Raw genomic sequence first — 13,174 nt, 5'->3', positions numbered from 1 at the left:
GCTTACAGGTGATTTTTTATGGAAAGGCCACTGTTTTCATAAAGCAGGCTCAGGGTATGGAAAAGTAATAGCGTTATAAGGAGGAGAAGAGAATGGATATTCAGGCTGAACGAGATCTGTTAAAAGATGAATATGGCAATTATTACGTTGTTTCCTATGCAACAAAAGAATCCTTGACTGTTGTTAACGCAGCGCTTTATCATGCATTCAATCAAGTGCTGACGGATGAATTTGTAGCGAAAGTGAAGCGCAAATATCCTAAAGGTGTTGCGGTGGGTGTTTATTTCGCTGACTTGGTGCATGAACAAATCGAAAAGTTGGAAGATCCGGATTTTCCTGGCCATATTTACGATTTAGAAGAAGTACGCAAAACATACGACATTCATTTGAAGCCGATATACCACGATTCGTTTCATTTGTAGAAGCGGTTCTGCGAATCCCTGGCAGCAGAAAGCGGTTCGATTAGCCGGAATTATTTTGTCAAAGGCTTTGGCGAAGTGAAACGTGAGTTTTTGGCTAATCCCTACGACTCCAAAGACATGGCGATTACTTCAACACTCGCCTCAATCGAACTTGGCGAAATTACGAAATAGAATTTGCTGAAAAACCCGCCAATTGAGCGGGTTTTTTTATGTGTAACGCGCAAAGGCAACAAGGTATCTAATCAATAGGGAAAAGCGACAGGAAACGATACGACTTTAGCGACTGTATGCAGCATGTCGTGAAAAGATCCTGTATAAAGGAAAACAGGGAGAGAATCGATTCGGTTTATCAGGCAGAAAATGAAGACATAAGTAAAAAGGACTCACCATTTCTCTATCAGCCTAAAGTCTGAAATTAATCAGAATTATAAGAAAAGTCTTTCAATTTGACGAAGAGGGGATATAATAAACAATTATAATCAAAAGGGAGATGAGGCAAATGACCGATCTGAAAAACGATTCGCTGAGCTTGCATAAAAGGCATCAAGGGAAATTGGAGATTCGTTCAAAAGTGGCTGTGAAAAATGAGAGGGATTTGAGCCTCGCCTATTCTCCTGGCGTTGCAGCACCATGCCGTGAAATCCATGCCGATCCGAGCAAGGTGCATGACTACACGATGAAAGGCAATACGGTCGCGGTCATTACAGATGGAACGGCAGTGCTTGGACTCGGCAACATCGGCCCTCAAGCAGCACTGCCAGTCATGGAAGGAAAAGCATTATTGTTTAAGGAATTTGCCGGTGTGGATGCATTTCCCATCTGCCTGGACACAACAGATGCCGAAGAAATCATCCGAACCGTCAAATTGCTCGAACCGGGCTTTGGCGGCGTCAACTTAGAAGACATTGCTGCCCCGACTTGCTTTATTGTGGAGCAACGCCTGAAACAGGAAATGAATATCCCGGTGTTCCATGATGACCAGCACGGCACCGCGATCGTCACGCTTGCCGGGCTGATTAATTCTCTAAAGCTGGTCGAAAAAGAAATTGAAGATGTCAAAGTAGTGGTCAATGGTGCAGGGGCAGCAGGCATCGCCATCGTCAAATTGCTTGCGAAGTTCGGGTTCAGCCATATCGTCATGTGCGATACGAAAGGCGCGATATACAAAGGACGCCCGAGTGGCATGAATCCTTTTAAAGCAGAAGTCGCAGAAATGAGCAATTACCAAATGGAGCAAGGTCAGTTGGCGGACGTTATCGCCGGAGCAGACGTGTTCGTCGGCGTTTCGGCGGAAGGCGCATTGACAGAAAGTATGGTGCGTACGATGAATGACGATCCTGTCATTTTCGCGATGGCAAACCCGAATCCGGAAATTTTGCCGCACGCTGCAAAGTCAGCCGGTGCACGGGTCATTGGGACAGGGCGTTCTGATTTTGCCAATCAAGTCAATAATGTACTGGCCTTTCCAGGACTGTTCCGTGGTGCGCTCGATGTGCAGGCGAGCGACATCAACGATGCGATGAAAATTGCCGCAGTCGAAGCGATCGCTTCCTTGATCGCGACCCATGAACTGCACGAAGATTATGTGATACCGAAGCCGTTCGACCCGCGCGTTGCACAGGCGGTCGCCGAAGCAGTCGCTAGGGCTGCCGAAGAAACGGGCGTTGCCAAAGTATCGCTCAAAGAGCCTGCCCAGCAGATTGTCTTCTGATAAATAGAAGAAAGCCTGAATTCCCCTCCCCCTGGAATTCAGGCTTTCTTAATGTATTAGTTACATGATCACGAAAAGAGTGGCCGCCTTGTCAGCGAACTGACGAAGCGGCCACTCTTTTATTCGTCTCCTCAATCAGCGACGCTGAGCCCTTTGGCGCTAGCGATTTTTTCGAGGGCCTGGCTGAAGTCATCGATCAAATCATCGGGATGCTCAAGCCCTGCAGAAAAGCGCAGGAGCCCTTCGGTGATGCCGCGTTTCTCGCGTTCAGCGGGTGGCATAGCGGCATGGGACATCGTAGCCGGATAAGACAAGATCGACTCTACGGCACCAAGGCTGACAGCAAACATTGGAATCTCCAAAGCTTCCACGAAAATGCGTGCAGCGTCTTTATCGGCTAAACGGAACGACAAGATGCAGCCTGCGTGGCTCGCTTGTCGACTATGGATGGGATTCCCGTCATGGAACGAAAACCCTGGATAATAGACTTCTTCGACTAACGGGTGCTTATGCAAATACGCTGCAAGACGTGCCGTTGTTTCGCCGGATTGCTTTGTGCGGGCGCCGAGCGTCTTGATGCCTTGAATCAATGTATAGGAATCCTGCGCCCCGAGCACCGAGCCGAACGTGTTTTGGATAAACGCTAATTGTTCGCCGAGTCCCGCGTCTTTCGTCACGGCAAGCCCGGCGGTGATGTCGCTATGGCCGGAGAGGAACTTTGTCGCACTGTGGAGCACGATGTCCGCGCCGAGTTCAAGCGGATTCTGGTAAAGCGGGGTCATGAAGGTATTATCGACAAATGTCAGGGCGTCGTTTGCTTTCGCCAATTTCGCGGCCATTTCGATATCAGTAATTTTCATCACGGGGTTGGACGGCGTTTCAATGTAAACGACTTTTGTATTCGGCAAAAAAGCTGCGGCCACTTCGCCAAGGTCGGTCATGTCGACGAAAGTATAATCGATTTTAAACTTTTCTAGCACTTCCGTGATGAAACGGTAGGTGCCGCCATAAACGTCTTCCGAGACCAATACATGGTCGCCGGCTTTCAACAGCATGAAAGCAGACGAGATAGCCGCCATGCCAGAAGAAAAAGCCAGTCCGCGCGTGCCGCCTTCGAGTTTGGCGATGGTTTCCTCGAGTGACTTGCGGGTCGGATTGCCGGATCGGCTATAGTCAAAAGGGCCGAACGAATCGATGCTTTCCTGATGAAAAGTCGAGGATAAATAAATCGGCACATTGACGGCGCCTGTTAATGGATCGATGCCTGCTGTATGGATCAATTTGGTTTCGCGTCGTTCACTCATAGGAAACGACCTCCTTTTCCAGTTTGGCCAGGGCTTGTGACAAATCTGCGATCAAATCTTCAGCCTGCTCAACGCCAACCGAGAAGCGGAGCAGGCGGTTACAGACGCCGCGTGCCGTGCGTTCTGCAACCGGCATATCGGCGTGGGTCTGTGTGGCCGGATAGGTGATAAAACTTTCAACCCCGCCAAGGCTTTCGGCGAATGTGATAAGCGACAGGCTTTCAAGAAATTCCCCGATCCATTGTTCTTTTCGAAGACGAAACGACAACATGCCGCCTTTGCCGGGGTATAGCACCTCTGTCACGGTTTGTTGAGTTTCAAGGAAGCGGGCAAGTTCTTTGGCGTTTGCTTCGTGCTGGCGCATGCGCAGCGGCAAAGTTTTCAAGCCGCGAATCAACAGCCAGGAATCGAGCGGCGACAGCACAGCGCCGGCTGAGTTATGGGCAGTGAAAAGCTGTTCGCATAACGCATCGCCTTTTGCTGCCACCAGGCCTGCGAGCACATCGTTATGGCCGCCAATGTATTTGGTAGCGCTGTGAAGCACGATATCAGCACCTAGCGAAAGGGGCTGCTGCAAAAAAGGCGTCAAGAATGTGTTGTCGACAATCAGTAGCAGGTCATGGCGTTTGGCGATTTCCGCATACGTTTCCAAGTCGATTTCCTGCATGAGAGGATTGGTCGGTGTTTCAATGAAAATGGCTTTGGTATTGGCGGTGATCTTCGCTTCTGCAGTTTGGGGATCGACAAAAGGGTCATACACTGGACGAATGTGGTATTTTTCGTTGTACTGTTCGAGCAGGCGATAAGTGCCGCCGTAAATATCTTCAGGCAGCAAAATTTCGTCGTTCGGGCGGAACAAGGATAAGACCAATTGAATCGCGGCCATGCCGGAGCTGCAGGCAAAGCCCGCATCGCCACCTTCTAAATTTGCGATGCCTTCTTCAAGCAGCTGGCGCGTCGGGTTTTTTGTCCGTGTATAATCATAGCCTGTGGATTTGCCGATGCCTTCATGCTCGTAGGCGGTCGACAGATATATCGGGGGATTGACCGCCCCAGTCCGTGGATCGCTGCGGTTGCCAAGCTGTACTAAGCGTGTTTCTAAGCTATGCTCTTTCATGATCCTCATCCTTTCAACTAAAAAAAGCAGGGGCTTTCTTCTCTTAATCAAGAAGAAAGCCCCTGTCATGTATGCCATCTCCTCATCTTTTAGGCTTGTGCCTATTGGAATTAGCACCGTGACTATGTCCGGTTGCTGAGACTTCAAAGGGCCAAATCCCTCCATCTCTCTAGATAAGAATCATTTATGTAGTTGTCGTTGGTTAATGTTGTTCATCATACGGCAATTTGTTAGGAAATACAAGCAGAATATTGAAAAAACTATTCCGGATAAATGGCGCTCGCTGTTATTCCGGAAGTTGAAATGGTATGCTGAGGTATACTTTTATCATACCCAGCTTATACAAAGCTAGTTGCAAGGGGGTCCTGAATTATGTACATCGTCACATCAACGGTCATTGTACCGGAAGACAAAGTGCAAGACGTCATCGAAATTTATCAAAAACGTTCACGCCGTGTAGATCAAGCGGACGGTTTCACATCGTTTCGGTTGATCCAAAACACAAAGAAACGTCATGAATTGACTGTTCATCTGGAATGGCAAACGAAACAGGCATATATGAACTGGGTCAAGAGTCAGGAGTTCAAGGAAATCCACGATTTGGAGAAGAACTATCCGGATCAGGAGCTTGCGGGCATCGTCCCGAAAGTCCACCAATACGAGGTGGTGGCCGAATGAACCAGGAGCAAAAACAGCAAATCGCAACCGACACAGCAGACGGTATATATGAAGCGTACCCGAATTTATGGGAGCGTTTTGGCGATAAGGGATATGAACATACCGTCAAAGACAATCATCATCACTTGGATTGCCTTGAAACCGCGTGGGAGCTGCAAAGCGAACAATCCTTTCTAGACTATGCCATCTGGCTCGAGACGGTGCTCGTCAGCCGCAATGTCGAAACGGCACTCATCATTGATAATTTTAAGCGGCTCATCGAAATTGTTCCGCGCTATACAGAAACGATGCAAGGAGATTTCATGCTGGACTGCCTCGATCGCGCAGTCCGGTTATTGGAGCTCCCTCAACATAAAAGGAGCTGATCACATGAACGACTCAACACAGCTTTCGGATCTTTTTTTGCAAGGGCAGGAAGAGGAAGCTTTGAAATACGTCCAGGATTTTCTGGAAAACCATTCGCATGAACAGCTTTATGGGGAGCTGTTAACGCCGGCGATGTACCGCATCGGCGAATTATGGGAACAAAATGAAATTTCGGTAGCAGAAGAGCATTTGGCAACCGCCGTGTGTGATTTTGTCTTGTCTGCTACGGAACTGCGCAATAAAAATAAAGAGGGACGACAAAAAGCGATGATTTTCGGCCCAGAAGGCGAAGAACATTATATCGGACTCAAGATGGTCGCGGCGATGTTCCGCGAAGAAGGATATGAGGTGCGCTATATGGGGCCGAATTTACCGCTCGATTCAGCACTTCAATTAGCTGAAGACTGGAAGCCGGATGTTGTGGCTGTATCTGGTGCTTTGGCACATCGTTTGCCGGTTTTAAAAACTTACGCGGAAGCATTTTCACAAGTAGTCCCCAAGCCTGCCATTTTGATCGGCGGCAGAGCCGTTACTTTGTCGAGCTTTGCCGACCTGCAGGTGAAAGGTGCCGTGATCGTTCGTGAACTCGGAGCGCTCCGGGAATGGATCCGCACAGGAAAGGGGTCGAACGATGGCACGCTCTCCACTGGCTGAATGGCCGCTTCCGGCTTTTCAACTGAACAATAGCTTCGAGGTGATTGATTATTCCTTTGAAGCGGAACAGCTTTTCGGAAAATCAGTAGAATTTCTGGAGTTGCTCGATGAAGGCAGCCGGGAAAAAGCACAGCGAATGCTTAACACCCAAGCCACTCGTAAACCGATCGAATTGAACTTCATCACAGCGGCTGGCTTTTTCTTGGCGGACGTGTATCATCGCTGGAACAGCGATTTTTCGCTAAATCTGGTGCTGGTGCCGAAAGATGGTCAAATGGCTGCTATTACTGCGCAATTGGTTCGGTTACGCAGCCGCTTGAAAGAAACGGATTATGAATTACTGAAAGAAAAAGAACGTTCGGATGCGTTGTTGGGAAAAGTCCGTGAACTTTCTGCCCCGTGTATTGCCATCGGTAACGGCTACGTGCTCATTCCGTTATTCGGCAATTTAAACAGTCAAAAAGTTGAAGCAATCCGCCCTCATATCGTCAACCGCATATATGAATTTGATGCTGAGATTGTTATTGTCGATTTAACTGCAATGGGAACGGTGACGCAAGAAGGCGCCAGCTACCTAGAGTCCCTTGTAAAAACTTTGCGGGTCATGGGAATCGATGCTGTCATTACCGGTGTGAAACCGGAGCATGCCCAAAAATTGCACGTATTGAAAAGCGAGCTGAACTTACGCTTTGCGGCATCATTGGAGGCTGTGCTAAGCGAGGCTTCCTCAAATCAATCATAAACCGGCCATCTGAGCCGGTTTTTTATATGTGGGAAATGTAGTGATTTTTGAAGGCTCGAATATTTTTCGGAAATTGGGGGAATAAATAAACAGAGAGGTTTTTGGATAGGAGGCTGTGAATATGGCAGAATCACACAACCATTCTCATAATCAGAACAAGAAAACCTTATTGATTGCCTTCACAATTGTCACTATTTATATGGTGGTAGAAGCAGTCGGGGGATACTTAACAAACAGCCTGGCCTTGCTTGCCGATGCCGGCCACATGCTCAGCGACTCTATTTCACTCGGCGTTGGCTATTTGGCCTTTTCCATCGGCGAAAAAGCGGCTGATCAAATGAAGACCTATGGCTATAAACGCTTTGAAATCTTAGCCGCAGTCTTCAATGGCGTCACGCTGGTCTTGATTTCTATTTATATTTTCTATGAAGCGTATCACCGGTTTTCCGAGCCACAAGACATTGCGACTTCGGGTATGCTCGCTATTGCCGTCATCGGCTTGCTAGTTAACATACTCGTCGCCTGGTTGTTAATGCGCGGAGGTGACACGAAAGATAATTTGAACTTGCGTGCCGCTTTTTTGCATGTCTTGAGCGATTTGCTCGGGTCGGTCGGCGCAATTGCCGCTGCTCTGTTAATCATCTTCTTTGGATGGGCATGGGCGGATCCATTGGCAAGCGTCATTGTCGCTATACTTGTACTCATTAGCGGGTGGCGCGTAACAAAAGATGCGGTCCATGTCTTGATGGAAGGCACGCCGAAGAATGTCGATTTGGAGCAAGTAGCACAAACGATCGAAGCGCTTCCTAAGGTAAAAAGCATACACGACTTGCATGTATGGAGCATTACGAGCGGAAAAAATGCCATGTCTGGCCATGTAGTTATTCAAAAGGAAATTTCGTTCAAGGATAGCCAACAGGTGCTGAGGGAAATTGAAGAGGCGATGGAAAGGCTGCACATCGGACATGTTACCGTTCAGCTCGAAACAGAAGACCATCCACACGATGACTCGATTCGCTGCCAAGGTCAGGAACATCACGAGACGGTTGGTCATCACCATTAGATATGCAAAACGATTGAAAAGGCACGGGATATTTCCATGCCTTTTTCGTTTGTCTTGATACCGATTTGAAATACATTGTCTATCCAATATCCTCTTGAATATATAAGTATATGCTGATATGCTGTATTTGGAATTAAGGGAATATATTTAGATATGCGACGAAGCGGAGGGAGTTATCCGATGAAGATGACATCGCAAGAAATAGCAATCGACAAAGCGAGCATGCTGTTAAAGCTAGTAGGGGATAAGACGCGGTTATCGATGGTCAAATTACTCGAAAAAAATGATTGCTGCGTTTGTGAATTCGTTGAAATCTTTAATATCAGCCAGTCGGCGATCAGCCAGCACTTGCGTAAATTGAGAGATCTCGGATTGGTGAAGGAAAGAAGACAGGGTCAATGGATTTTTTATTCATTGAACTCAGACAGCGAATTGTATGACATGCTTATGCAAATCTTGACGTTCATACCGAGTCAGGACGAGCGCATCGAGAAATTGGAGAAGCAAGGGCTGCGCATTCGTTGCGAATAATTTTCGATAAAGAAAAGGTATTATAATAAATAAATATAGTTAGAACAAATACCATTCATAGAAAAAGGGAGCTAATTCATATGACGAAAAAAACATTGTACTTTTTATGCACAGGCAATTCATGCCGAAGCCAGATGGCGGAAGGCTGGGGGAAAGAAATTCTGGGCGATGACTGGCAAGTATTGAGTGCCGGAATCGAAGCGCATGGCTTGAACCCGAACGCGGTAAAGGCGATGAATGAAGTGGACATCGACATCTCACAGCAAACTTCCGATGTCATCGATACGGACATTCTGAACAATGCCGATTTCGTCGTAACGCTGTGCGGCGATGCAGCAGATAAATGCCCGATGACGCCGCCTCATGTAAAACGCGATCACTGGGGCTTTACGGATCCAGCGAAAGCGCAAGGTACGGAAGAAGAGAAATGGAAAGTGTTCCAATCGGTACGCGATGACATCGAAGTGCGCATCCGCCATTTTGCTGCAACTGGTGAGTAAGTGAAGTTTAGGGAGGGGGAAGATTGCGCTCCAGGCCTTGCTTTAGGGCCACAGGATGTGGGTCATGCAGGCGATGCGACAGGATGTCGCGATATCGGCTGCCCGGGGTCCCCCAGGAGTCAAGGCCTTCCGCTTCATCTCCAATATTAGAATGTTAAATTTTTCAAACCTAGCTGTTCGAAGTTTTGAATAGAGTAAGCATATGTGCAATTCCGTTAGTGTTATTTGATAGAACCAAACTACACAGGTTGAAGGAGAGCTGAATATGAAAAAGGTAGAAATTTTCGATCCGGCGATGTGCTGTTCGACGGGTGTTTGTGGACCAACTGTGGACCCGGAACTGACGCGCATTGCGTCGGCTGTGTATTCACTCGAGAAAAAAGGCTTTGCCATTTCACGCCATAATTTGACGGATGATCCTGGAGCTTTTGTGGAAAACAAGAAGGTCAATCAAGTATTGGTCGAAAAAGGGCCGGACGCGTTGCCGGTTGTGCTGCTCAACGGAGAAGTCGTAAAGATTGCCGAATACCCGACCACAGAAGAATTGGCAGAGTGGTTCGAGGCCACACCGTCCGAATTACAGGAAAAGCCGCGCGTGCGCGTGTCACTGAACATCAACAACTAAAGGAGCGTTCCTATGTATTCATTGTTCAATCCGAATCAAATGGCCGTCACTCCGTTTCTGTTTTTCACCGGTAAAGGTGGTGTCGGAAAAACTTCGACTGCGTGTGCAACAGCTGTCGCTTTAGCTGACCAAGGCAAGAAAGTTTTGCTCGTCAGCACGGACCCGGCGTCCAATTTGCAAGACGTGCTGGAAGTGGAACTGACGAACGATCCGAAATCCATTCCGTCTGTGGCAAATTTGTCCGCCTGCAATATCGACCCAGAACAAGCGGCCAAAGCTTATAAAGAAAGTGTCGTCGGCCCTTACCGCGGCAAATTGCCAGAGGCGGTGCTCGCAACGATGGAAGAGCAATTGTCTGGAGCCTGCACTGTAGAAATCGCCGCATTCGATGAGTTTTCGCATTTGCTGGCAGATGAAGAGATTTTAGCGCAATATGACCATGTGCTGTTCGATACGGCACCGACCGGCCATACGCTGCGCCTGTTGCAATTGCCGACGGCGTGGAGCGGCTTTTTGGAAGATAGCACGCACGGCGCATCATGCCTAGGCCCGCTTGCTGGGTTGGAAGGCAAAAAGGCGTTGTACAAAAAAGCGGTGGATTCGCTATCCGACGGAGACAAAACGACCTTGGTCTTGGTGGCGCGCCCGGACAACTCCTCCTTGCTCGAGGCGGACCGGGCTTCGTTCGAATTAAAAGAAATCGGCATCAAGAATCAATTACTCATCGTCAATGGCCTGCTTCAAAGTCATCAGCCGGAAGACGCAGTCTCGGTGGCATTTTATGAGCGGCAACGTGCGGCGATTGAACAGACACCTGAAGCCTTGAAGCAAGTGATGGCTTATTCCTTGCCATATGTTTCTTATTCACTCACGGGCGTTGAGAACTTGCGCCATCTATTCAGTTCGTACGCGATTCATTCTTCTGAAGCGGAAGAAACAGGAGAGCCGCTCGACTTGCCGGGGCTAAACGGCGTCATCGATGATTTTTCTGAACACAATACGCGCGTCATTTTCACGATGGGCAAAGGCGGCGTCGGCAAAACTTCTGTCGCATCGGCCATCGCAGTCGGCTTATCCGAGAAAGGCCATAAAGTCCACTTGACGACAACCGATCCTGCCGCGCATTTAGCATATACTTTTGGAATAAGCGACTTGCGCGATAATTTATCCATCAGCAGCATCAATCCAGAAGTCGAAGTGGCGCGTTATAAAGAAAACGTCATCGAACAAGCGGGAAGCGGGATGACTGAAGAAGAACTCGCTTATTTGAAAGAAGACCTGGAATCGCCGTGCACCGAAGAAATTGCCTTGTTCCAAGCTTTTGCCAAGGTGGTGGAGAAGTCCGAAGAAGAAATCGTCGTTATCGATACCGCGCCGACCGGGCATACTTTATTGCTGCTTGATTCGACAGAAGCCTATCATAAGGAAATGAGCCGTTCGACCGGGGATGTGCCAGACAGTGTCAAAAAGCTATTGCCACGCCTACGCAATCCAAAGGAAACAGGTGTTGTCATTGTCACGTTGGCGGAAGCGACGCCGGTATTAGAGGCATCGAGACTCGAACAGGACTTGAAGCGCGCGGGCATTGAGGCGAAATGGTGGGTTATCAACCAAAGCCTTTACGCAACCGATACGGCGGATGCCGTGCTGAAGGGCCGCGCGATTTCTGAGAAAAAGTGGATTCACAAAGTAGAAGGGGAATTGGCCGAGAAATGCGCCATCATTCCTTGGTTAGAAGAAGAGAAAATTGGCTATGACCAATTGAAAGAATTCATTTCATGATAACGGAGACATCACAGTATGGAAGGGATGGGGCAAACGATGAGTGAAGCATACCAAGAATTAGTGCAAGGCCGCATTTTCATCGGCGGCGCAGCAGATGCGAAAACAGCAGTGGAGAATGAAGGCATTGACCTTGTCTTTGATTTGCGCGCAGAAGCGGGGGACAGCGATGAAAGCTATACACGCGTACATGCACCGATTGTCGACGATTCCAAAGAACAACAAGATGAGTCGATACAAGAGGCAGTAGACGGAGTCGTCACTGCATACGAGGAAGGCAAGAAAGTCTTTTTCCATTGCGCAGGCGGCAGTAATCGCGCTGGCACCGTCGCAATCGGTACCTTGCTCGCATTAGGCGAAGCAAAAACTGTAGAAGAAGCCGAACAGATGGCGAAGAACATAAGACCAATCATCAGTGTCAAACCGGAATTAAAAGAATCACTGCAGCGTCTTTTTCCGAATGCTTAACTCGTGATAGAGTAAAGTATGAATAAACGAGCAGGGGAGATGGATTTTTATGACAATCACTGACGAAGCAAAAAACTATATCCAGTCCATTCTAGAAGAGCAACAAATGGAAAACTTGCGCTTGTATGCAGTCGCTGGCTGCTGCGGGCCGCAAATCGGCTTATCGCTCGATGCACCGGAACAAACGGATGAACTGATCGATGTGAACGGCATTCGCGTTGCGGTCGCACCGGATGCAAAACAAATGGCAGATGAACTCGCGTTGGATTTCGACACGCAAGGCGAGCAGGGCGGACTGGTCATGATCGGCGCGCCGACTGGCTGTTAAATAGAAAAAAGAGCTCATCCGTGAGCTCTTTTTTTATTGGCTCCGCTGACCTTTGTAATGTGCTTTAAGAAGAGTATTTCTTATTAGACTGAGTCCCGAAGTTTGAATAAAGTTTGCCAAGAGCTTCTGTTCGGTAAACTAATATCTTCATATAGATATGCCCCTATTCGGTATTCGTTCAGAGGGAGGTATTTTATGTGAAAATTAATTATGGAAATGAGAAAAAAGTCTGTTAATTAATGGGAATATTCTTTAAAGTATATACAGGGCTAATTAGCGTAGAAAAACGCATCAAAACTAACGAATTCGGGATAGGAGCAAGTGGGAATGGAAGTTTGGGAATTATACGATAGTGAGCGCAATCCGCTCGGGAAAAAACACATAAGAGGCAATAAAATGCAGCCGGGCGAATTTCACATTGTCGTCGAAGTCATTACACTCAATGCAGACGGCCGCATTTTCATGACGCAAAGAGATCCAGTAAAACCGCTTCCGATGCTATGGGAAACGACAGGCGGTTCTGTCATTGCGGGAGAAAGCAGCTTGACGGGGGCGCTGCGTGAGTTGGAAGAAGAAACCGGCTTGCTCGCAAGGCCCGAAGAGCTGCGCTTTTTAGGGCAAACGAAAGGCGGGAATTATTTTCTGGATAGCTATGTCTGGAGATGCAAAGAGCGCATCGACATGGACGCTCTGCAGCTGCAGGCCGGTGAAGTGCATGCAGCACAGTTGGTCAACTGGATCGAGTTCCAGCAAATGAATCGGGAGCGGTTGATCGTTCCTTCGGTATATCAGCGCATGGAATTCTATTTTGAGAAGCTGGCTTCTTTTTCGACTTATGCGTGGGACGGGTCGTTCCGGTCATAAAAAATATTGAATAAAAACA

General features: G+C 48.1%; 16 protein-coding genes and 1 riboswitch. Of the genes, 14 read left to right on the top strand and 2 right to left on the bottom strand.

Annotated elements, in window-relative coordinates; translation table 11 throughout:
• Nucleotides 1-92 precede the first annotated feature (92 nt).
• Together BBI11_RS11425 and ystJ are read left to right on the top strand one after the other, a co-directional pair.
• Nucleotides 93-422: a hypothetical protein gene (locus BBI11_RS11425; protein ID WP_068463424.1), complete on the top strand. Its 330-nt coding sequence runs from the start codon at nucleotides 93-95 to the stop codon at nucleotides 420-422.
• A gap of 499 nt (nucleotides 423-921) precedes the next feature.
• Entirely contained in the window at nucleotides 922-2,133 is a 1,212-nt protein-coding gene (gene ystJ / locus BBI11_RS11420) for an NADP-dependent malic enzyme (protein WP_068463422.1), read from the top strand.
• Between the two features lie 131 nt (nucleotides 2,134-2,264).
• On the opposite strand, the gene BBI11_RS11415 is transcribed toward ystJ, so the two are convergent.
• On the bottom strand, nucleotides 2,265-3,437 hold the full coding sequence (locus BBI11_RS11415) for an aminotransferase class I/II-fold pyridoxal phosphate-dependent enzyme (RefSeq protein WP_068463420.1): 1,173 nt from the start codon (nucleotides 3,435-3,437) through the stop codon (nucleotides 2,265-2,267).
• Nucleotides 3,430-4,554, bottom strand: a complete 1,125-nt coding sequence (locus BBI11_RS11410) for a methionine biosynthesis PLP-dependent protein (RefSeq protein ID WP_068463418.1) — start codon at nucleotides 4,552-4,554, stop codon at nucleotides 3,430-3,432. The genes BBI11_RS11415 and BBI11_RS11410 overlap by 8 nt, the downstream gene beginning before the upstream one ends.
• Before the next feature lie 79 nt (nucleotides 4,555-4,633).
• Nucleotides 4,634-4,734, bottom strand: a riboswitch (SAM riboswitch).
• Nucleotides 4,735-4,926: 192 nt separating this feature from the next.
• Between BBI11_RS11410 and BBI11_RS11405 the strand changes: the two genes are divergently transcribed.
• From BBI11_RS11405 to BBI11_RS11350, 12 genes are all read left to right on the top strand, one after another.
• A complete protein-coding gene (locus BBI11_RS11405; protein ID WP_068463416.1) occupies nucleotides 4,927-5,232 on the top strand; it encodes an antibiotic biosynthesis monooxygenase family protein in 306 nt (101 codons plus the stop codon).
• Nucleotides 5,229-5,597, top strand: a complete 369-nt coding sequence (locus BBI11_RS16490) for a hypothetical protein (RefSeq protein ID WP_068463415.1) — start codon at nucleotides 5,229-5,231, stop codon at nucleotides 5,595-5,597. Before BBI11_RS11405 ends, BBI11_RS16490 begins: the two co-directional genes overlap by 4 nt.
• Nucleotides 5,598-5,601: 4 nt before the next feature.
• Complete coding sequence (locus tag BBI11_RS11395) at nucleotides 5,602-6,252, top strand: cobalamin B12-binding domain-containing protein (protein ID WP_068463413.1); 651 nt, start codon at nucleotides 5,602-5,604, stop codon at nucleotides 6,250-6,252.
• Nucleotides 6,230-6,994, top strand: a complete 765-nt coding sequence (locus tag BBI11_RS11390) for an STAS domain-containing protein (protein WP_068463410.1) — start codon at nucleotides 6,230-6,232, stop codon at nucleotides 6,992-6,994. Before BBI11_RS11395 ends, BBI11_RS11390 begins: the two co-directional genes overlap by 23 nt.
• A gap of 121 nt (nucleotides 6,995-7,115) precedes the next feature.
• Complete coding sequence (locus tag BBI11_RS11385) at nucleotides 7,116-8,057, top strand: cation diffusion facilitator family transporter (protein WP_068463408.1); 942 nt, start codon at nucleotides 7,116-7,118, stop codon at nucleotides 8,055-8,057.
• A 186-nt stretch (nucleotides 8,058-8,243) separates the two neighbouring features.
• A complete protein-coding gene (locus tag BBI11_RS11380; RefSeq protein ID WP_416383659.1) occupies nucleotides 8,244-8,588 on the top strand; it encodes an ArsR/SmtB family transcription factor in 345 nt (114 codons plus the stop codon).
• A gap of 80 nt (nucleotides 8,589-8,668) precedes the next feature.
• Nucleotides 8,669-9,088: an arsenate reductase (thioredoxin) gene (gene arsC / locus BBI11_RS11375; RefSeq protein ID WP_068463404.1), complete on the top strand. Its 420-nt coding sequence runs from the start codon at nucleotides 8,669-8,671 to the stop codon at nucleotides 9,086-9,088.
• A gap of 265 nt (nucleotides 9,089-9,353) precedes the next feature.
• On the top strand, nucleotides 9,354-9,713 hold the full coding sequence (gene arsD, locus BBI11_RS11370) for an arsenite efflux transporter metallochaperone ArsD (RefSeq protein WP_068463402.1): 360 nt from the start codon (nucleotides 9,354-9,356) through the stop codon (nucleotides 9,711-9,713).
• A gap of 12 nt (nucleotides 9,714-9,725) precedes the next feature.
• Nucleotides 9,726-11,495, top strand: a complete 1,770-nt coding sequence (gene arsA, locus BBI11_RS11365; RefSeq protein ID WP_068463400.1) for an arsenical pump-driving ATPase — start codon at nucleotides 9,726-9,728, stop codon at nucleotides 11,493-11,495.
• 39 nt (nucleotides 11,496-11,534) lie between these two features.
• Entirely contained in the window at nucleotides 11,535-11,963 is a 429-nt protein-coding gene (locus BBI11_RS11360) for a protein-tyrosine phosphatase family protein (RefSeq protein WP_068465745.1), read from the top strand.
• Nucleotides 11,964-12,012: 49 nt separating this feature from the next.
• A complete protein-coding gene (locus tag BBI11_RS11355) occupies nucleotides 12,013-12,291 on the top strand; it encodes a HesB/IscA family protein (protein ID WP_068463399.1) in 279 nt (92 codons plus the stop codon).
• Nucleotides 12,292-12,618: 327 nt separating this feature from the next.
• Nucleotides 12,619-13,155: an NUDIX hydrolase gene (locus tag BBI11_RS11350; protein ID WP_068463396.1), complete on the top strand. Its 537-nt coding sequence runs from the start codon at nucleotides 12,619-12,621 to the stop codon at nucleotides 13,153-13,155.
• The last annotated feature ends 19 nt before the right edge of the window (nucleotides 13,156-13,174 follow it).

It is taken from the genome of Planococcus maritimus (genome assembly GCF_001687625.2).
Lineage (GTDB): Bacteria > Bacillota > Bacilli > Bacillales_A > Planococcaceae > Planococcus > Planococcus maritimus.
Note: the sequence above shows the minus strand (reverse complement) of the source record. Positions and strands in the feature narration are given on the sequence as shown.